Here is a 21,142-nt window from a genome sequence, read left to right on the forward strand (position 1 = left end):
TTTTAGTGTTCCTATTTATTCTCCTTGGCAGTATGGCAGAACTTGCAGCCCAAGAGGATCTTATCAAGCCTTTACCAATCAAGATGGTAGAGGACTCCATCAAAGCTCCTTTGATACCTCCGAACATTTTAAATGACTCTATAGTTAGGGACTCAACGGAGTTGGATTCTGTTCAAGGAAAACAGCCTTTACTACTTGATAAAATTAAATACAAAGCAAAAGATTATGTAAAGCTAAGTCAAAAGGACAACAAGATTTACTTGTACAACGAAGCTGAAATTTATTATCAAGATACCGAACTCAAAGCTGGTGTAATCGTAATGGATTACATTAAAAACGAGGTGTATGCAGGAAGGTTAAAAGATTCTACGGGTATTTACTCCCAGCTCCCGTACTTTAAACAGGGTTCCAATGAGGTACGTCCCGACTCTATCCGTTTTAATTTTGACACACAAAAGGCGTTGATCTGGAATTCACGTACGGAGCAGCAGGCCGGTTTAGGTCAATTAGGCTCCGATGCCATGAAGGTTTATGCGGAAATCACCAAAAAAGAGAACGATTCGGTTTACTTTTTAAGCGAAGGGAAGCTCACCACCTCAAAAGATACTGTAGACCCAGATTATTATATAAGAGTTCGCAAGGCCAAATTTGTCCCAAAAAAGAAAATCATTGCAGGCTTCAGTAACATTTATATAGTTGATGTACCTACACCTATTGCATTGCCATTTGCCTATTTCCCACTTACCACCGGACGAGTCGCAGGATTGATATTCCCTACTTTCGGAAATGATCCCCAAAGAGGATATTTTATTCAGAACGGAGGATACTATTTGCCCATTAGCGATTATGTGGATGTAAGTGTTACTGGAGATTTCTACACTAATGGCAGTTATGGTTTTAGAGGGCAATCTATTTATACCAAACGCTATAAATTTCGAGGGAATATAAATTTCAGTTACGAAAACCTTATTAGAAGTCAAAAAGGATTTGATGATTTTAGCCGCACCAGTAATTACAACATACGAATTCAACATACACAAGACCCGAAATCCAATCCAAATTCCAGATTTTCAGCTTCTGTGAACCTAGGTAGCAGTCAGTTCTTTACCAATTCTTTGAACCAGGTGAACAGGAACAACTCACAAACCAATACATTTGCATCCTCCATAAGTTATTCAAAAACTTTTCCAGCCTATCCGTCGGTCAATGCAAGTTTAACGCTTACACACTCACAGAATTCAAGGACTCAGGCTATAAATATGTCCCTTCCAACACTTCAGGCCAGCATGGAACGTATCTTTCCTTTTGCCAAAAGAGACGGCATAAAAAAGGGAATAATACAGAATATCAACTTTCAATATGATGTTAACGCTCAAAATAGCATTACAACAACTGAGGAGGATTTCTTTACCAGTAAAATGTTTGATGAGGCGCGAGTTGGTGCCCGACATAGAATTCCATTAAGCACAAACTTCAAAGTGGCTAAATATTTAAGTGTTTCGCTAAATGGAAGTTATGAGGATGTCTGGACACTTGAAACGGTTCGCAGAAGGTTTGATGAGGTTGAACAAGCTGCGGTTACGGATACCATCCCTGGTTTTGATAGGTTCAACAGATATAACTTAGGAGCTAGCCTGGGAACTGTTTTGTATGGTACATTTAATTTTGGGGAGGATAAAAAAATTCAAGCTATAAGGCACGTAATGAGACCATCCATAAGTTACTCTTATGCCCCATCTTTCGAGCAATTTTATGAGACATATACGGATGGTGATGGAGATGAAGTACAATACACGCCCTTTGAGACCAGTATTTATGGAAGACCTTCTTTAGGAAAGAGTAATTCACTTAGTTTTTCCATTCAAAATACGCTTGAAGCAAAGGTGCGAGATAAAGATTCGACAGCCACAGAACCTAAAAAGGTAAGTATCCTAAGTAACCTCACCTTAAGTGCAAACTACAATTTTGAACGTGATTCCTTGAAATTGAGTCCGATTAACTTAAGTGGTGCAACGCAAATCATCAAAAATGTTCCGATAAACTTTTCAGCTTCTTTTGACCCCTACGCGATTGATAATAACGGTAGACGTATAAACACTTTTAATATTAAAAATGGAGGCGGTTTGGTTCGATTGACATCTGCAAGGATAAATACCGGGTTTTCGCTAAACAGTGAGATGTTTAAAAAAGGAGGTGGAAATAATGAGCAGGATGAAGATTCCCAAGATCCGGATTATGGTGCCAATCCTTTTGAGCTTGATCAAGGGAGAGATGATGACTCTTTTTTTGATAGAGGCCGAGGACGTCCTGACGAAGATGAAGATGATGAAACCGAAAGTGAAAACTACGCAAACAAAACCCCTTGGGATATGCGCCTCACCTATGTGGCTTCATACAATAACAGTAACCGACAAAGTGAAATAACAAATCACTCTTTGATGTTTTCCGGAAGCATTGAACTTACACCCAAATGGGAAGTAGGCTTTAACTCAGGATATGACTTTAAAAACAAGGGGTTTACCGACACCCGTTTTAACTTTAAAAGGGATTTGGATAGTTTTCGCCTTAGTTTTGATTGGACTCCTTTCGGAAGATTTGAACGATGGTACTTTTTTATTGGGATAAAAAGTTCTATTCTTAGTGACCTTAAATGGGAAAATAGGAGTCAACCTTTTAGAAGGTAGTTCATTTTATTCTTACCTTTTCACCTATGAAAAAAATAATCAACACATCAAAGGCCCCAGCTCCAATAGGCCCATATAATCAAGCCGTTTTAATCAAGGATACCTTGTATATTTCGGGGCAAATTCCTATTGACCCATCCACTGGTTCCTTAGTTGAAGGAGATATTAAAAAGGAAACCAAACAGTCTATGGAGAACTTAAGTGCTATTCTGGAAGAAGCCGGAATGACTTTTGAAAATGTGATCAAAACCTCCATTTTCATCAAAGATATGCACCAGTTTTCCCAAATAAATGAAGTTTATGGAGAGTATTTCGATGCAGAAACCGCTCCAGCAAGAGAAACTGTGGAAGTTGCCAATCTTCCAAAGTTTGTCAATGTGGAAATCTCTATGATTGCTGTTAAATAGTCTTTTTATGGAATTCGACAAGGCCTTCTATGGGTCGTTGTCTGATGACACCTAAAATAAGGTCATTGCGCTCCAAGATAACGGCCAATTCATCCCTTAGAAAGTGAGCTATACTTCCCACGAAGCTAATAGGCACTTTGGTCGCCAGCTCAAACTGCATAATATAGTTGTTCACAAATTGCTGCAAACCTTTATCTATTACACCTTGACAATAAGGATGCTCCTTATTTTCAATAATAAATCTGGCAAAAGTTGCCAAATAGGTATTGGGATTGGGTTGCTTGTAAAGATTTTCCTTGATGACGTCGGCATCCAAGTTATATTCCTTTGCAAACTTGATTCCTAAATCAGATGGCATTTTATGGAAATAATAGTCCCTAAGTAACTTTCTTCCGAAGAAATTACCGCTTCCATCGTCCATCAATATATAACCCAAGGATGTTACCTTCTGAAATAATTGATGGCCGTCATAATAACTACAGTTGGAACCGGTACCAAGAATACAAACGATTCCTTGATGTCCAATTTGTGTGGTTGCATAGATTGCAGCAAAGGTATCTTCTCGAACCTCAGTCTTGGCATTGGGAAAAAAATCTTTAAAAATCTCTTTTAAAAACTTTTTCATTCGATCCGTACCACAACCGGCACCGTAAAAATATAGCTGATTTACTTCCTCTCTATTTTGAGAGAGTTCAAAATTGTTGGCCAAACGATCTTCAATCACTTCTCTGGTAAGCACTTCGGGGCTTAATCCCAAAGTTTGGGTAAGAAATAATTTTTCTCCTTTATCATCGAGGGCAATCCAATCAGATTTTGTTGCCCCGCTGTCAACAATCAATATCATAAATCAAGTTTTAGGTTGAATCCCGAAGAGAAACCAAGTTCTCTTCGGGATTTATTTTATCACTAGAAAAATAAATTACAAACTTGCCACGTATTCTGCCAAGTCCACTAATTTATTGGAGTATCCTGTTTCATTATCATACCAGGATACAACTTTGAAAAACTTAGAATTCAGTTCGATTCCGGCACCCGCGTCGAAAATACTTGTTTGTGTATCTCCTACGAAGTCTTGTGAAACAACCGCTTCGTCAGTATATCCCAAAACACCTTTTAAATCACCTTCTGAAGCATCTTTAAATGCCTTCTTGATTTCATCGTATGAAGTTTCTTTTTCCAAACGTACTGTCAAATCTACTACAGATACATCAGCAGTTGGAACCCTAAATGCCATACCGGTCAGTTTTCCGTTTAATTCCGGAATCACCTTGGTTACTGCCTTAGCAGCCCCAGTGGATGCAGGAATAATGTTCAACAAAGCGCTTCGTCCACCTCTAAAGTCTTTTCTTGAAGGTGCATCAACTGTCATCTGAGTTGCAGTTGTAGCATGAACCGTTGTCATCAATCCTTCCTCAATTCCAAATTTGTCATTCAACACTTTGGCTATCGGAGCTAAGCAATTGGTAGTACATGACGCATTGGAAATAATATTGTCAGAAGCCTTGGCCTCATCATGGTTAACCCCCATTACAAACATCGGGGCATCTTTAGAAGGTGCAGAAATAACCACTTTTTTAGCTCCACCATCTATGTGATACTGAGCAGTTTCCAAAGTGGTGAAAATACCAGTACATTCAGCTACAATATCGGCACCAACTTCATCCCACTTCAAATTCTTTGGGTCACGCTCGGAGGTAATCCTAATGGTTTTTCCATTCACTACCAAGTTACCGCCCTTTACCTCTATAGTTCCATCGAACTTCCCATGAACGGAATCGTATTCCAATAAATATGCAAGATGCTCTACATCCAACAAATCGTTGATTGCAACAACATCCACATTGTCTCTTTTTACCGTGGCCCTGAACACCAATCTTCCTATTCTACCGAATCCGTTGATTCCAATTTTTAAATTTGACATTTTACTGTATTTGATTTTTATTATGTAGTCATTATATCAGAAACCCTAATGAGCTCCTCGTCAATATCTGTATGCGCTTTTATTGCTTCTGCTATAGGGGTGAGTATAAGGTTGTTATCTCTAATACCCACCATGTAATTGGATTTTCCTTCCAAAAGGCTCTCTACAGCCTTCACTCCCATTCTACTAGCCAAAACCCTATCAAAACAAGTTGGGTTACCACCGCGTTGCATATGACCAAGCACTGATACCCTTACATCATAGATTGGCAAATGCTCCTCAACATATTCTTTGAGTTCGAAAACGTTTTTACCCGTTTTATCGCCTTCAGCAACAATGACAATACTGGAAGATTTTCCTGATTTCTTACTGCGCTTTAAAGATTCCAACAAACGCTCAAGACCTAGGTTTTGCTCGGGAATAAGAATTTCCTCCGCTCCAGCACCAACTCCAGAATTTAGGGCAATGTGTCCCACATCTCTTCCCATGACCTCAACAAAGAACAGCCTGTTATGGGAACTTGCCGTATCCCTGATTTTATCAATTGCCTCGACAACGGTGTTTATTGCTGTGTCAAAACCTATGGTATATGTCGTGCCCAATATATCATTGTCAATGGTACCGGGCATACCCATTACTGGAAAGTTATACTCCTCGTTGAACAACAAAGCACCGGTAAAGCTTCCATTGCCCCCGATGACCACAAAAGCATCAATTCCTGCATTGACCAATTGGTCATGTGCCTTTTTGCGTCCTTCCGCTGTTCTAAATTCTTCGCATCGGGCAGATTTTAAAATCGTACCTCCCTTATTGATAATATTATTTACGCTACGTGCATCCATTGGGGCAAAGTCGCCTTCAATCATTCCTTGGTATCCTCTATATATACCTACACATTCAATTTTCAAATATGCACAAGCTCGAACCACAGAACGGATTCCGGCATTCATTCCTGGAGAATCTCCACCGGAAGTAAACACTGCTATTTTCTTAATTTCCTTCGCCATTCAAAATTTTAAGAGCCCAAAACTAGGAAACTTTATTTAATTTATGAATGACTTATTAACTAATTTATTTTCAATGGTTTTCGCAAACGTTTTCGTAAAATTAATAGGGGAAAATTGTGAAAAATGTAATTTTAGGAGGCCTATTTTTTGATTGTGTTTTTCTTAGGGATAAATCGGATTAAACTGTCCTTTCCCATCACCTCGGTCGATTGTTCAGGAACGGTCGGAATCTGTGTTTTTTCTTTTTGTTTTTTCTTAAAAATCTGCTGCATCAATTCTTTGAAACTGTTAAAGTCTACCTGATATGAAAGACCCACACCCTGGGTATACCCCTGTCTTTCCAGTAAAAATTGTTGGATTTGATTTTCTCGGTTGAATATCTTGGCACTCAAAGTCCCCTCATCATTCAGCAAAACCTGAACTTCCACATCTCCGGCAACAACCGTTTCAGAAACTCCACCTACTGGAACCCCTACCCTACCGTTTACCAAAACGCGGTCAGAAATCTGAGTAGAAACAGTAACCCCTATTCTGTTTTCGGTTTGAACATCAGCATTGGGATCTATATAGCCTTGTTCATACGAAAGACCCAAATTGAATTTATCATTATCCCCAGCTAAAATTTGATTGAGCAACCCAGAGGCTGTTTGTATCAAATTTCCTGTTACCGCTTGTTGATTGATTCCCGTCTCGTCGGCAAAAGTGCCCTGTGCAAGAAGAAAAAAGGCATTCCGTTCCTTGACCGTGGGGTCTTGTAGTCTATACTCCAACTCTGATTGAATTACAGAATTGGCTCCTGGAAAATCAATATCAAAAGCGATATTGGGGTTTTCCAACTCTCCATCTAGACGAACTACCACCTCTGTGGCAATTCGACCTCTATAGCCCTGATTGTCCAAAAGAGGGGCCGGGTTGGCATTAAGCGAATAGACCGCTTCCAAGTCAAGCTGCGCTGCCAAAGGATCTCTTTCCCAAATAATGTTCCCACCTGGACGTACCTTAAACTTTTTGTCGATTACCCCCCCATACTTGAAATTGTACTCTCCCGTGACCGCGACAAACTCACCATACATGTTGAACTTACCATTGGTATTGATTTCTATCAGCAAAATTCCCTCTCCCGTTCCCTTTAAAGAACTGCCTGTATTTTGGTCTACTACGATTTCTACCTCGGCATCTGGGGTAACTGCTAAGTCAAAAGCCATTTCCAATCCTTGATAGTCTTGCAATGTACGCTCAGAATCAAAAGATTGGGTGCTTCCTTTTTCAATAAAATTGATAAAAGAATAATCACCAACACTTGTAACGTCGCTCAAAGGAATCTTTAGCGAAGTTCCCTTTGCTGTGGTAGCATCTACAGAAATATTGAGAGCATCGGTTGAGCCATAAATACTACCTGTACCATTAATGAAGCCAGTACCATAGTAGAGCGCTTCTTCTTCGTACCCTGTATTCAAAATCATAAAACGATTGTTCTTGGTATCGACATCCAAATCCAGAGACCAATCACCAAAACCCGTATGATTAATTGTGCCATCCAAGGTCGCCTTTGTTCCCTCAGCTACGTCAGAAAGGCGTATGTTCTCAAAATAAAAAGTCTGATCAAATAGACGAACTCTTGAGTATGGGGCAAAATCATAATCTACATTAATTTCATGAATACCCATGCCAGCGTCATTCAAACTAAGGGTACCATTTATCGACGGGTTGGAAACAGGCCCTGTTATTTTTGCAAAACCATCCAATTTACCCCTGATATTGGAAATGACATCTTCTCCCAAAGGGCTAAAGGGCTCCAAATCAAAGCCAGTAAAATTAGCCGCCAAATCAAGCTCGCGGTTGTTGTTTACATTTGTGACTTTCCCGTTTACACTCATGATCTCGTTACCATTTTGGTTGAGCCATGTACTCACCCCAAACTGGGTAAGGTCGTTGTTTCCAAAAATTCCTATTTCCAAATCGCCTAAACGCCTATCATTAACACTAAAATCAACAATATTCAGGCTAGATGTTGGTAGGTACTTGCCGTCTTTTTGTAAAATATTCAAGAAACCATCGATGGAACCGTCCAACTTTAGGCTATCCACTGCTGGGGTAATTTTGTTTAAGGATACAATCTTAAATTGAAGGTCAAGATCTTTATAGGTTGAATCGGCCAGTTCACCCCTTAACCGAATTTGCTCTCGGTTTTCATTGTCCATAACAACATCTTCAATCCGGATACTATCCAAGGTCCTATTTATAATGACTTTGTTTTTATTATTTGCATCCTTGTTAAGGACCCAAGTGTTGCCCTTAAAGTTGATATCTGATTTTTTAAGACCGATTACGGATTTGTTTTCTTTATTGAAAGTGTGATAAAAGTTCAAATTGTAGCGATCGTCATATCCTCTTCCTCCTTTAAATTCGGTTCTAAAGAACAATGTGTCTTTCAAGGTCGTATTGATCAAGTTGAAATCTTTTACGTCATAATAGATGGTTGACATGTCGTCTACCGAAACGAAAGTGTTAAAGAGTGGGTTCTTATTATCGATTTTCAGTTCTATATTATCCAGCTCATTCCCATAAGCTTTGATACTAGGCGATTTGAATGTAAGCTTAAAGTCTCCTTCGTCTGAAACAATATTACCCCTAATAAAGGTATTAGGTCCAAAAATCACTTCTGGGAAGAATACATCAACAATCTTGTTATAAATTTTAAAGTTAAAGTTGAGTTCTTGACCTTCCGATATTTCATAGGGTTTATAATTGGTATAAATACTTCCGATTGAATTTTGAATCAGTCTACCAAGCTCATTGACCTTAAACTTCCCTTCGGCATAACCTGTAATGATATCGGGTGAGTTTATTTCAATGGTTCTTACCGTATCTCTGTTAAACGAAGAAGAAACAGCAAAATCTTCAAAGTAATAGGTCTGGTTTATATTTTGATACGTAGTGTTCGAAAATCGGACTTGACCAATAATATTATCAAGTGTACTGCCCTCTATATCCATATTCAAATTTCCCTTGAAAATGGAAACGCTATCACTTATGAAATTGAGCTTTTTCAAATCAGCATGATCAACCGAAGCGATAAAGTTGAATTTGTTCTCATCAGATCCAAAATCTGCAAGCCCTTTAAAGTCAAACTTGAAATTTTCGTCATTGCTCACCAAGGATCCATCAAAAAGTTGATCTTTCAATATTCCAGAAACCCTAAAGTTCTTATAGGTGTAGTCATTGTATTCCAACTCATACACTTCTCCAATAACCTCTGTGTTCAGGTATTCAGCTATAAAACCTTTTCCTTCTACATTCACATCCAATGTGACCAACCCCAATTGATCTTCTTCCACAAAACTTCCCAAATTAAAATCAATAAGGGAAATAAATCCAATGTACGATGCGTCATCATTGTTATTGACATTGGTCATTTGAAGATCCGCATAACTATCTCCCAAGCCTGTATTCAGGTTGATTTGCACATCTAGAGAGGTTTCTGTCACTTCAGCATCACCTCGAATAGTAAACTGCCCCAACTTTTGTAGGGATGGGGGGATATTTTCGCCAAGAATATTGGGCAAAATAGACCTTAACTGATAATAGCTCGAGCTAAGATTCTTCATCTCAGACCTCACTACAAATGGAGCCTCTTTGCTGAACATATTATAAAATTCGAAATCGCCTCGTATACCCGTATTCTCAGATTGAATAAAAAGATTTTCAGCCTTTAGCTGATTAAGTACCCCACTGAAACTTCCTGATAAGGAAAACTGCTTATTCTTACCAAACTCATCATAAAAGTGGTTAATTTCATTTGATGCAATACTAGATTCGTCGAAATCCGCTTCAATTTGAACACGATCAATAAATTCTGCCAAATCCTCGCGATTATAACTAAAGGTCATATCTCCCTTTAACACCGATTCTTTGGTTTTGATTCTTAATGAGTCAAACCGCATTTGCTGTTTGGTATACTTAAAATTTGTGGAAAGCTTTTCAAGGGCAAGGCCTCTTTTGCTCATGAGTGATAAATCCTCAATGTTAAGGGAAACATCGGGTCCCAAAACCTGAAATTCAGACGCCAAAACTTCGAGATTGTTAAAATTCAACGCCTCTACTGTTTCCAAGTTTTCATCTGAAAGCTTAAACCTTCCTTCGGAAATCTGGATCTCATCCGAAGACATAAAAAATGGCGGTGTCCCAGGTGCCCTTGGTTGACCATCATCCAGTTTGTCAACGAACACATCTAAATTGGTATCTCTTTCACCTTTATAGGTTTTCAGATTAAAGAACAGTCCATCAACGTCAATACCTCCAAATTCCATTTTTCCATTTATCATATTTCGAACGTTTAAAATGGAGGTTGAAAGCTTTCTGATATAGACTAAAGTATCTTTTTTATAATCCTCAACATAAATACCCTTAATACCTGTATTCAGGTTAAAAAGGGACAATCCCAAACGATCAATATGAATATTGGTGCCAAATTCTTCATTCAGTGATTCAGTAGCATACCGAGCCATCTTGGTTTGCACAACCGGAAGGGAAAGTATTAGTGAGCCCAAGACCATTATCAGCAAAATTGCCAACAGTAGACGAAGTAGTATTTTCCGAAGTTTTCTGATAGGGCTTTATGTTTTACCTTTGCTCGACCAATTTTTGTTCCAAAATCAGTGGCATCCAAAAAAAATTACATCCTTGCAATAGAATCTTCTTGTGACGATACCTCTGCAGCCGTTTTGTGCAATACAAAAGTATTGAGTAATGTGGTGGCCACACAAGAAATACACAAACAATATGGAGGTGTTGTTCCAGAATTGGCTTCTAGGGCGCATCAACAAAATATTGTTCCAGTAGTACATCAAGCCTTGGCCAAAGCAAATATCGACAAAAAACAACTATCGGCCATAGCCTTTACCAGAGGTCCTGGTCTAATGGGATCTCTACTTGTGGGAACCTCTTTTGCTAAATCATTGGCTTTGGGTCTTGATATTCCCCTAATCGAAGTAAATCATATGGAGGCCCACATATTGGCCCATTTTATAGAAGATGAAAGCATGACCGCACCCCGCTTCCCTTTTTTGGGAATGACCATTAGTGGCGGACATACCCAAATTGTAAAGGTCAATGATTATTTTAATATGGAAGTGCTGGGCGAAACTTTGGATGATGCCGTGGGAGAAGCCTTTGACAAAAGTGCCAAATTAATGGGCCTTCCCTATCCAGGTGGTCCTTTAGTTGATAAACATGCAAAAGAAGGAAACCCTAATGCGTACCCCTTTCCCAAACCTAAGGTTCATGGCCTTAATTTCAGTTTTAGCGGGTTAAAAACAAGTATTTTGTATTTCCTTCAACGTGAAACCCAGAAAGATCCGGATTTTGTTGCTACCAATATAAAGGATATATGTGCCTCTGTACAACATACCATTCTGGAGATTTTGATGGACAAGCTAAAGCTTGCGGTGAAACAGACCGGAATAAAACAAGTTGCTATTGGCGGTGGGGTTGCTGCAAATTCGGGAATCAGGGCTCGACTTAAAGAAGCTGAAGAAACCATGGGTTGGACCACTTATATTCCCAAGTTTTCATATTGCACCGACAATGCAGGCATGATTGGCATTGTGGGATACTTAAAGTTTCTCGAAGGAAAGTTCACCGACCAAAAGGTGGCAGCAAAAGCTCGCTACGCCATTGGGAGTTAACTCATTACCAAGAGCTTTGAATTTGAACCTTATTTTTAGCCTTGAATCTTTAACTTTGGAGTATGGCTTATAACGAAGAATTGGCGAAACGAATTCGACAAGCAATAACTCTTTTTCCTGAAGACTTTACCGAAAAGAAAATGTTTGGAGGCGTTGCCTTCCTATTTCAAGGAAAAATGACTGTTGGCCCGGTAAAAGATGATTTAATGGTTAGGGTTGTTGATTCAAAAATGCCCGCTATTTTGAAGCAGGAATTTGTTCGACCCATGGATTTTACCGGCAAACCCATGAAAGAGTTCATATTTGTTTCCCCTGAAGGTTTTAAAACCGAAGAACAACTTCAAAACTGGATAGAACTGGGGCTGGAACATGCAAAAAGTAAATTAAAATAAATGCAACTTTTCTACAACCCATCTTTAGACAACAGTTTTAAGCAATTTTTTTTCTCGGCAGAGGAGAGCAAACACATTATTAAGGTGCTTCGCAAAAAAGAAGGTGACATATTGTATATCACCAATGGTCAGGGTTATCTTTTTGAGGCAGAAATACTTGTTGCCGATATTAGAAAGTGTAAGGCCCAGATTATTTCTGAAGATAAGAGCATTCCTAAGCGTTACAAACTGCATTTGGTGGTTGCTCCCACCAAAATGAACGACCGCTATGAATGGTTTTTGGAAAAGGCCACCGAGATTGGCGTGGATGAAATCACACCTATAATTTGTGAACATTCCGAAAGAAAGACCCTAAAATTGGAACGGATGCAAAGAGTGTTGCAATCAGCGATGAAACAGTCTCTTCAAACTTTTTTGCCTAAACTGAATCCTCCAATTTCCTTCAAACAATACTTGGAACAGCAAACGAAGGGGTTAAATTTTATAGCCCATTGCGGTGAAGGAGAAAAAATGGAGTTCAAGCGACGCGTAGCGGCCGACAAAGACGTTACCATTCTTATTGGCCCCGAAGGCGATTTTAGCATTTCAGAAATTGCTCTTGCTCTGGAGAAAGGGTATGTTCCCGTTGCATTGGGCAACACCCGCTTAAGAACAGAAACCGCTGCCGTTGTGGCCTGCACCACCGTTTCCATTATCAACAATTAAAGTTTCACTGAGGCTTTTGCGGCAGCGGTAATGTCAAGGTTGTCTCCTTCAACTAAAATCATTAGCGTTAAACGGTCTTTCTTTGACACAATATTTGGAATTTCAATTGAAGATTTTCCGCTAGGCGATTTTAAGGGCACATACTTTTCAGTAACCACAATATTGCTGTTCCTTAAAGTTCGGTTTCTATTTTCACCTCTTTTCACAACTGTGGTGCGTTCATCCAAAACCAGAACCGTCCGAAGCTGCTTATCTTTCAAGCTCCCTTCCACGTCAAAATCAAAAGAAACGCGGGAATCTGTGGCAATTATATTTTTAAACGCAACTTTGTTGTCCGTTTTTTTATCTCCATATTCAGAAATTTTAGCAATAAGTTTCGCACCGTTGGATCCGACAAAATGCTCCTTGCCATTTACAACCAATTCCGGGGTATAATTGCTTCGGTATTTGAACTTTCTATTGTAATATGTCTGTTTTTTTGTGTAGACCGACTTGCTATAGGGATCTTCCCAACCAATATAATTCCAGTAATCAACATGATATGACAACGCAAAGATTTCCTCGGGGTATTGTTTCTTTGCTTTTTCCAACAACACATCGGCCGGTGGGCAACTTGAACACCCTTGAGAGGTAAAAAGCTCTAGTACCACCACAGGTTCATAGCTCCCACTTTCAACTTTCTTTTCCATCTCCACTTTATCTTCTGCCCTAGCAGTATAAAGTGCCACCAAGGACATTCCAAAAAATACAAACGAAGGAATTAAGATTTTTTTAATCATGAATACTGTACTTTTGACTTCTTAGTTATTCGTATCGGCATGAGACAACTTACCCTTTTGGGCTGTTTTTTAACTTTTTTTGTGATTGGCCATTGCGATGCGCAGCAGATAGCCATTTTAAAATATGGAGGTGGGGGAGATTGGTATTCCAACCCAACTGCTCTACCTAATCTAATCGAATTCTGCAATAGTAATATCGATACTAGAATCAATGAAGCGCCAGAAACAGTGGAAGTCGGGAGTGTCTCTATTTTCCAATACCCTTATCTTCACATGACTGGGCATGGAAATGTTTTCTTTTCGGATGAAGAAGCTCAAAACTTGCGAACCTACCTTCTTTCCGGAGGATTTTTACATGTGGATGACAATTATGGAATGGAACCCTATTTGAAAAGAGAGTTGGAAAAAGTTTTTCCAGAAAAAAAACTGGAAGAACTCGGAACGGACCATCCTATTTTCAACCAGCATTTTTCTTTCCCCGAAGGGCTTCCGAAAATACACGAACATGACGGTAAAAGGCCACAAGCCCTAGGGATTTTTGACAAGGGAAGATTACTCTTATTGTTTACTTTTGAAAGTGATCTTGGTGATGGATGGGAAGACCCTTCGGTTCATAATGACCCAGAAGAAGTAAGATTAAAGGCATTGCAAATGGGTGCTAATATTGTAGAATATGTTTTTAAAAACTAACCTATGAATTCAAAAGTAATATCCAACGGAATACTGAGAGCTGTAGCCATAATTACAGGCGTGGTTCTTTTAGGGTATTTTTTACTAAAGATACAGTCCGTATTGGCCTATCTTGCAATAGCCGCCGTAATTGCATTGCTTGGCAGACCCATTGTTATTTTTCTAAAAAGAAAATTAAAATTTCCAGATACCTTGGCGGTGATGGCGGCAATGGTCTTTATGCTCAGCATATTCTTAGGTATTCTTGCGCTTTTTATCCCGCTTATTTCTGAACAGAGTAAGAATCTTTCGCTGTTGGACATCGAAGCTTTAAAGGCCGATGTCAACACCTTATACCTACAGATTTTGGAATACTTTGGAGCTTCAACGGATAAGGTCAACGACCTGATTCACGATTCCAACCTGGAAAAAAATGTTTTGGAAGGGCTTGATCTTGGGTTTATACCCAACTTCCTTAATTCATTTTTGAATATTCTGAGCAATTTCAGCATTGGTCTCTTCTCAGTGCTGTTCATCTCATTTTTCTTTTTGAAGGATAGCAAACTGTTTCAAAATGGTATGCTCGTTTTTGTTCCGGATAATAAAGAAAGTAACTTGGTAAAATCAGTTGACAAAATTAATGGATTGCTTTCGAGATATTTTGCCGGAATCTTACTTCAACTTTTCATTTTATTTGTAATTTATACAATTGCCTTACTGATTGTCGGTGTTGAAAATGCCATAGTCATCGCATTCCTTTGCGCACTGTTTAACATCATTCCCTACATCGGTCCGATTATAGGAGGTGTGATTATGGTGACACTTACAATGACGAGTTATTTAGGGGCGGATTTCAGCACGGTTATTTTACCAAAGGCCACCTATGTTTTAATTGGTTTGGTCATCGGTCAATTGATTGACAACTTCTTTTCGCAGCCCTTTATTTTTTCAAAAAGTGTGAAATCTCATCCCTTGGAAATTTTTCTGGTGATTATAATTGCGGGACTCATTTTTGGGGTTGTTGGAATGGTAGTTGCTGTACCGGCATACACGGCCATAAAGGTTATTTTAAAGGAGTTTTTAGCAGAAAATTCCGTTGTGAAAAAGCTTACAAAAAACTTATAGTATCAGTTTGAATAAATTGATATTAAATACTGGTGTACAAGATTTTATAAATAAAAATTGGAGTACTGACATCGTGTCAGTTTTATTAAAAAAACCGATTTTTGAAGGTATTTCCCAAAAGGAACTTGCCGAGCAGCTCGAAGCCAAAAAAAAGTGCAAAGAAAAGCTCGCAACTTGGTTTAATTCTTCTGGTATTTATTACCCAAATAAACTGAACATTGAGCAAACCAGTTCAGAACAAACGGCATGTTATAAAGCAAAACTTGTAAGCGGAAAAACACTATTAGATGCGACGGGAGGTTTTGGAGTTGACAGCTATTACTTTTCAAAAAAAGTCGATAAAGTTTTCCATTGCGACATCAACAATAATTTAAGTGATATCGCCCATCATAATTTTGAAGTTATGGGACGAGAAAACATTCATTGTTTTTCTGAAGATGGTATTGGCTATTTAAAAAAATCCAGTCAAAAATTTGATTGGGTCTATATTGATCCTTCACGCCGAAACGATAGCAAAGGAAAAGTTTTTTTACTCAAGGATTGTATCCCAGATTTAACGGAATCACTTTCCACAATTTTTGAAAAAACTGCCAATGTACTTGTCAAGACTTCTCCCCTTTTTGATATTTCCCAGGGATTAAAAGAACTTGACTATGTAAAAGAAATCCATGTGGTAGCAATACGGAATGAAGTCAAAGAAGTACTATTTGTAATGGAGCTAGAATTTGAAGGAGATATACAGGTCAAGGCTGTCAATTTAGTAGAGAAAGGGGAAGAAGTTTTTGATTTTCAGCTTGAAGATGAGCACAAACTCACATCTGAATTTGCTTCACCAGAAACCTTCTTGTATGAGCCTAATGCTGCCATACTTAAATCCGGAGCTTTTAAGTCCATTGCAAGAGCATTTGGTATTAAAAAGTTACATCAGAACTCACACTTATACACCTCAACCGAATTAATTGATTTTCCTGGAAGAAGGTTTCAAATTGAGACTTCTCTTTCTTATTCCAAAAAAGTTTTGAAGAACTTAAAAATTGAAAAGGCCAACATAACTACTCGAAATTTTCCAATGTCGATTTCAGAAATTCGTAAAAAACATAAAATCAAAGATGGAGGGGAGAATTATCTTTTTTTCACTACAGATTTAAATGATAAGTTGATCGTATTGATTTGTAAAAAAGTTTAATCTTCACAATCCCATCTAAAATTGGCAACTTTATCATTGGAAGCTGCCGATAGATTATAGTGCCACCATTCCGTTCTGATAGACCAAAACCCAAAAGCTTCCATAGTTTCTTTTAACAATTTTCTGTTATCGAGAATGTTTTGCGGTAAATCCAAATTATCGTGATATGCCTTTTTCCCAAAAAAATCGAAATCTGTTCCCATATGCAATTCATTGCCATCCAAGTCTACCAATGTGATGTCAACGGCTCCACCTTTATTATGTATTGATCCCTTGATCGGATTTGCCACATATTGGGGATTAGGCACGATTTCCCACATTTTATACTGTACTGAATTTGGGCGATAACAATCAAAAAACTTAATTTTTGTCCCTTTGCCCATAAAGGCCTTGTTGGCCTCTATGAGTGCTTTTGCAGTTTTTACACGAGTATAACATTCGGCACAATCATACACCTTTGCCTTTAAAAAGTTGTTTTCTGTGGCATATCTCATATCGTAGACAAAGTCATCCGAATAGTCGGCCAATCTTACGAAAGTTGTATCTGCCAAACCTTCAAATGATTTTAAAACTCTTTTATGTACAGGTTCTACGGAGATGCTATCCGCAACTACTTCATCAATGGATTTTGTAACAGCTGCAGCGGCATTAACAGGTTTGTCAGCTTTTTGCTTACAGGAGCAAAAAATCACTGTTAAAATGACCAAAAATAACTTTTTCATCAATCCTGTTTTTGCTTGTTGAACCATGTATACAGTGAATCATTGGTGTATGCCCTACTCCACGAATTATGTCCAACTCCTTCGTATCTGGTATATTTCACATTGTAGTTCATCTGTTTCAGTTTAGCCACCATCTTATCGGATTCTTCCACAGAAATCACTTCATCTTCATCTCCATGAAACACCCAAATCGGCATTTTTTTATCAATCCAATGAGCATAAGGTAAGGGTGCCATTCCACAGACAACTGCCATAGCGGCAAATCTATCGGGGTATTGGGTGGAAAGCTCCCAGGCTGCACTTCCTCCCCTACTCAACCCTGTTAAGTATATTCTTTTTTTATCTACTCGATTGGACCGAATTACAGTATCCAATAATGTCATGACTGCCACGGTATTCCACCACTTCTTCTTGTGGGGATTCTGCGGAGCTAAAACCAAAAATGGAAATTGCTTACCTTCTACCAACAATTTCGGAGGGCCATTTTCCTTGATTTCCTCCAAATTCCCACCAGACTCGCCACCTCCATGAAGAAAAAGTAGCAGACCGAAGTCTTTATCTGTTTCCGAGTCATATCCTTGGGGATAATACAGGTAGTATTTTAGGTCTTCTTTATTTACTGTCCTGACCTCATCCTCTATAAGTCGAGATTGGGCAGTACACCCCTCCAATAAAAAAAATATTATGAAAAGAGTGAAGACTTTGAACATCCTAAATAATCGCATGCCCCAAGTTACAAAAGTTTATCTGCGATTTCGTCCCAAGTATTTGCGCGTTCAAATCCGTTCATGTTCATATTATGCGGGGAAGTAAACATAATGGAACGCCCATCAAAACTCTCCAAATTATAAGCTCGGTCATCAATCAGAATATCCCCTTTCAATATGTATTTATGTCCGCACAATATTCTTCTCTGCCAAGGAATAAAAGGAAAAAATTCATCCAGCCAATCCGATTTTTCCTTTAGTGAATTGGGAAATTGCATAGCCGCTGAAGCAATATATACCTCATATTTTTTATCGAGTTCGGCCATTACCTCTTGGCTTCCTTCGACAAGTTTCAAATCTCTGAAAAAACCAACCTGCCAAGCATGTTTCATAACTTCATCATGATGTTCACTAGGCACGCTTTCCCAAGCTTCCTTACCCTTACAATTGGCGAGATCTAGCCGTACGCCATATTTTTCTTCATATAGGTCCAAGTGGGTCAAATAAGTATCTGCCAGTACTTCGTCCATATCTACAAACAAGGTCATACCAAAGATTTTAAGGGTCGAAGGAATAAAAAAATAAGGTAATTACAAATTGTTATCGATAAAGATAATCGAAAGTTAACCCATCTTTTTAGTAGAATCCCGCTCAATGAGACTGGTTTTTACCAACTTAGTAGTATAAGACATCTCCCCATCGTATTCAATGCGATCTATAAGAATATTGGCTGCGAGTTCTCCGATGTATTTGCCATGTTGACTTACCATGGTCAATGCAGGTGACACGTATTTAGACAATCTTCCGTTAGTAAACCCCACTATGGATATTTTACCAGGGACATCTACCCCTTTTAGTTTTAAAATATTCAATGTGTCTACTGCCGTAATCTCATCCAAGGCTATAATAGCATCCACATCATTATTATCCAGTAAAAGTGAAATTAAAAGCTGAAGGTCATCATTTTTACCCACCTTCACCACGTTTTTTTCGTCATAGACCATACCTCTTTCCTCCAATGCTCTTTTATATCCTTCTACCCGTAAACGTCCTACACTTAAGTTATAAATGGCAGAGATGATAGCTATTTTTTTGCATCCAGTTTTCAACAAGAATTGGGTGGTGTTATATCCTGCCTCAAAATCATCAACCACTATTTTATCGCAATTGATTTTGTCTGTCACCCTGTCAAACAGTACCATAGGAATCCGGCTTTCCATGATATTCTTAATATGTTTAACATTATCTTTGGCTTGGGTTTCTTCCGATAGTGATAAAATAAACCCATCTACAATGCCAGACCCCAATAACTCAACTGTTTGAAGTTCTTTTTTATACGATTCGTCTGAAATACAACTTATTATATTGTACCCCCTAGCATTGGCGGATTGCTCTATTCCATAAAAAACTTGAGTGAAAAAGTAATTTAATATATTCGGGACGATTACTCCGATGGTTTTTGTGCTGTTACTCAATAGATTAAGAGCAACACGATTGGGCTTGTAGTGATGCTCTTTTGCATACCTTCTTATTTTTAGCTTAACTTTTTTACTGATTTCCGGACTGTCTTTTAATGATTTTGAAACGGTGGATATGGATACTCCGAAGTGCGAAGCAATATCTTTCAACGTCAATTTTTTCATAACCATTTGATTTTACAATCCAAAAACGCGTTTTTATCCAGTAAAGTAAGAAAGGATAAACACAACAACAGCAACAAGGGCCAACGAAAGTACTATATCAATCATTGTTATGCTTTCTTTATTTAGTTGTTTATCTTCTTCTGATAATGTTCCAAAGGTTAATCCCTTGATTAAAGAATAATCAGGCGGGTTAGTCGCCAAGCTTACCCCAACACAAATTGTGACCGAGAAAATGAACATGAAAATGGCCATATGGGCAAAGTTTATAGTTGCGAAGGATAAAAGAGCCCCTGATAGTTCCTCTTGATAAATTTCAGCCAGAATTCGCAATGCTGCCACCACCAAACCAGAGAACAGCGTAACTATGGCCGCCTTGGAATTTACCCTTTTCCATATAATCCCAAGTAAAAAGACCGCTGTAATGGGCGGTGCTATGTAGGATTGAACACTTTGTAAATATTGATAAAGTACGCCTCCCCCTATTTTTTCCATTATAGGAATCCAGATAATTCCCAAAACAACCACAATTGAGGTAGCAATCTTACCTATTCTGAGCAATTTGACTTCCTCCGTGAATGGTCTTAGCTTTTTATAGATATCTATGGTAAAAATTGTGGAGCATGAGTTAAAAACGGAAGCTAAGGAACTCATCAATGCAGCCATCAACCCACCAGCAACCAAGCCTTTAAGCCCAACCGGGAGCAGTGTTTTCACTAAAACTGGAAAAACCTCGTCGCTTCTTTCATAAGTCAGTACGCCTTGCTTTGCAAGAGCAAAGGCAATAATTCCAGGAATCAAAAAGATAAAAATGGGCAGCAGTTTAAGATAGGCCCCAAAAATGGCACCTCTTCTGCCTATTTTTATGTTATTGGCCGCTAATGTGCGTTGTACAATATATTGATCGGTACACCAGTACCATACCCCCACAATAGTGCCCCCAATCAGCATTCCTGTCCAAGGGAAATCGGGGTCGGAAATAGGTCGCCACATATTAAAATGTTCGCTTCCAGCGGTTAAACGAAGTTCTTGCCACCCTCCAACTTCTTGCAATCCCAAATAAGTAATAATCAGCGATCCAGCAATTAGAATAACGGTTTGTAAGGTTTCGGTATAAATGACAGCCTTCATACCGCCGATAACTGTATAAGCTCCTGTGAAAACAACGATACCTATGGCACCATACCAAAATGGAATTCCCAAAAGTTCGGAAACTACGATGCCCCCTGCATATATGGTCACGGATACTTTGGTAATCACATGACCCACCAATGAAAAAACGGAAAGGAACCATCTTGATCGACTGTCAAATCGTTTTTCCAGAAACTCTGGCATGGTAAAGGCCTTGCTGCGGAAATAGAATGGCAAAAACAGCCACCCTAAGAGTAATACAATCCAAGCGTGCAACTCATAATGAGCCATGGGCATCCCCGATTCAGCTCCTGTTCCGGCCAACCCCACAACATGTTCCGAGCCAATATTGGAAGCAAAAATAGAAGCCCCTATCACAA

18 protein-coding genes are annotated in these 21,142 nt (G+C 38.8%); 8 read left to right on the top strand and 10 right to left on the bottom strand.

What is annotated here, in order from left to right; all coding sequences use genetic code 11:
* The first annotated feature begins 32 nt into the window (after positions 1 to 32).
* Positions 33 to 2,684 carry a putative LPS assembly protein LptD gene (locus E4661_RS03710; RefSeq protein ID WP_240751402.1) on the top strand — a complete coding sequence of 884 codons (2,652 nt, stop codon included), beginning with the start codon at positions 33 to 35 and terminating at the stop codon, positions 2,682 to 2,684.
* Positions 2,685 to 2,710: 26 nt separating this feature from the next.
* A complete protein-coding gene (locus E4661_RS03715; protein ID WP_136465472.1) occupies positions 2,711 to 3,091 on the top strand; it encodes a RidA family protein in 381 nt (126 codons plus the stop codon).
* On the opposite strand, the gene E4661_RS03720 is transcribed toward E4661_RS03715, so the two are convergent.
* The 4 genes from E4661_RS03720 to E4661_RS03735 form a co-directional block, all read right to left on the bottom strand.
* The gene (locus tag E4661_RS03720) at positions 3,084 to 3,935 is read right to left on the bottom strand and encodes an N-acetylglucosamine kinase (RefSeq protein ID WP_136465473.1); all 852 of its coding nucleotides are present in this window, start codon (positions 3,933 to 3,935) and stop codon (positions 3,084 to 3,086) included. The genes E4661_RS03715 and E4661_RS03720 overlap by 8 nt on opposite strands.
* A gap of 75 nt (positions 3,936 to 4,010) precedes the next feature.
* Positions 4,011 to 5,012 carry a type I glyceraldehyde-3-phosphate dehydrogenase gene (gap, locus tag E4661_RS03725; RefSeq protein WP_136465474.1) on the bottom strand — a complete coding sequence of 334 codons (1,002 nt, stop codon included), beginning with the start codon at positions 5,010 to 5,012 and terminating at the stop codon, positions 4,011 to 4,013.
* Between the two features lie 20 nt (positions 5,013 to 5,032).
* On the bottom strand, positions 5,033 to 6,019 hold the full coding sequence (gene pfkA, locus E4661_RS03730; RefSeq protein WP_136465475.1) for a 6-phosphofructokinase: 987 nt from the start codon (positions 6,017 to 6,019) through the stop codon (positions 5,033 to 5,035).
* A gap of 140 nt (positions 6,020 to 6,159) precedes the next feature.
* Positions 6,160 to 10,527 carry a translocation/assembly module TamB domain-containing protein gene (locus E4661_RS03735; RefSeq protein ID WP_240751403.1) on the bottom strand — a complete coding sequence of 1,456 codons (4,368 nt, stop codon included), beginning with the start codon at positions 10,525 to 10,527 and terminating at the stop codon, positions 6,160 to 6,162.
* A 150-nt stretch (positions 10,528 to 10,677) separates the two neighbouring features.
* Between E4661_RS03735 and tsaD the strand changes: the two genes are divergently transcribed.
* The 3 genes from tsaD (at position 10,678) to E4661_RS03750 (ending at position 12,803) form a co-directional block, all read left to right on the top strand.
* Entirely contained in the window at positions 10,678 to 11,706 is a 1,029-nt protein-coding gene (gene tsaD, locus E4661_RS03740) for a tRNA (adenosine(37)-N6)-threonylcarbamoyltransferase complex transferase subunit TsaD (protein WP_136465477.1), read from the top strand.
* Between the two features lie 62 nt (positions 11,707 to 11,768).
* Positions 11,769 to 12,098, top strand: coding sequence for a TfoX/Sxy family protein (locus E4661_RS03745; protein ID WP_136465478.1), 330 nt, complete (start codon positions 11,769 to 11,771; stop codon positions 12,096 to 12,098).
* Positions 12,099 to 12,803, top strand: a complete 705-nt coding sequence (locus tag E4661_RS03750; RefSeq protein ID WP_136465479.1) for a 16S rRNA (uracil(1498)-N(3))-methyltransferase — start codon at positions 12,099 to 12,101, stop codon at positions 12,801 to 12,803. It begins immediately after the preceding gene.
* On the opposite strand, the gene E4661_RS03755 is transcribed toward E4661_RS03750, so the two are convergent.
* Positions 12,800 to 13,582: a DUF1223 domain-containing protein gene (locus E4661_RS03755; protein WP_136465480.1), complete on the bottom strand. Its 783-nt coding sequence runs from the start codon at positions 13,580 to 13,582 to the stop codon at positions 12,800 to 12,802. The two genes, E4661_RS03750 and E4661_RS03755, sit on opposite strands and share 4 nt — an antisense overlap.
* A 39-nt stretch (positions 13,583 to 13,621) precedes the next feature.
* Between E4661_RS03755 and E4661_RS03760 the strand changes: the two genes are divergently transcribed.
* From E4661_RS03760 to E4661_RS03770, 3 genes are all read left to right on the top strand, one after another.
* The gene (locus E4661_RS03760; protein ID WP_136465481.1) at positions 13,622 to 14,272 is read left to right on the top strand and encodes a DUF4159 domain-containing protein; all 651 of its coding nucleotides are present in this window, start codon (positions 13,622 to 13,624) and stop codon (positions 14,270 to 14,272) included.
* Between the two features lie 3 nt (positions 14,273 to 14,275).
* A complete protein-coding gene (locus E4661_RS03765; protein WP_136465482.1) occupies positions 14,276 to 15,376 on the top strand; it encodes an AI-2E family transporter in 1,101 nt (366 codons plus the stop codon).
* A 73-nt stretch (positions 15,377 to 15,449) separates the two neighbouring features.
* Positions 15,450 to 16,562, top strand: a complete 1,113-nt coding sequence (locus E4661_RS03770; RefSeq protein WP_313779093.1) for a THUMP-like domain-containing protein — start codon at positions 15,450 to 15,452, stop codon at positions 16,560 to 16,562.
* Here E4661_RS03770 and E4661_RS03775 read toward each other — a convergent pair.
* From E4661_RS03775 to E4661_RS03795, 5 genes are all read right to left on the bottom strand, one after another.
* Positions 16,559 to 17,284, bottom strand: a complete 726-nt coding sequence (locus E4661_RS03775) for a M15 family metallopeptidase (RefSeq protein WP_136465484.1) — start codon at positions 17,282 to 17,284, stop codon at positions 16,559 to 16,561. The two genes, E4661_RS03770 and E4661_RS03775, sit on opposite strands and share 4 nt — an antisense overlap.
* Positions 17,284 to 17,955 carry a carboxylesterase family protein gene (locus E4661_RS03780; protein WP_240751404.1) on the bottom strand — a complete coding sequence of 224 codons (672 nt, stop codon included), beginning with the start codon at positions 17,953 to 17,955 and terminating at the stop codon, positions 17,284 to 17,286. Before E4661_RS03780 ends, E4661_RS03775 begins: the two co-directional genes overlap by 1 nt.
* A 62-nt stretch (positions 17,956 to 18,017) precedes the next feature.
* Positions 18,018 to 18,539 (bottom strand): 5' nucleotidase, NT5C type, encoded by a 522-nt coding sequence (locus E4661_RS03785; protein ID WP_136465485.1) that lies wholly within the window; start codon positions 18,537 to 18,539, stop codon positions 18,018 to 18,020.
* Between the two features lie 75 nt (positions 18,540 to 18,614).
* On the bottom strand, positions 18,615 to 19,634 hold the full coding sequence (locus E4661_RS03790) for a LacI family DNA-binding transcriptional regulator (RefSeq protein ID WP_136465486.1): 1,020 nt from the start codon (positions 19,632 to 19,634) through the stop codon (positions 18,615 to 18,617).
* Between the two features lie 33 nt (positions 19,635 to 19,667).
* Positions 19,668 to 21,140, bottom strand: a complete 1,473-nt coding sequence (locus E4661_RS03795; protein ID WP_313779098.1) for a sodium:solute symporter — start codon at positions 21,138 to 21,140, stop codon at positions 19,668 to 19,670.
* Positions 21,141 to 21,142 lie beyond the last annotated feature (2 nt).

Origin of the sequence: Flagellimonas onchidii (assembly GCF_004804315.1) — a bacterium.
GTDB lineage: Bacteria > Bacteroidota > Bacteroidia > Flavobacteriales > Flavobacteriaceae > Flagellimonas > Flagellimonas onchidii.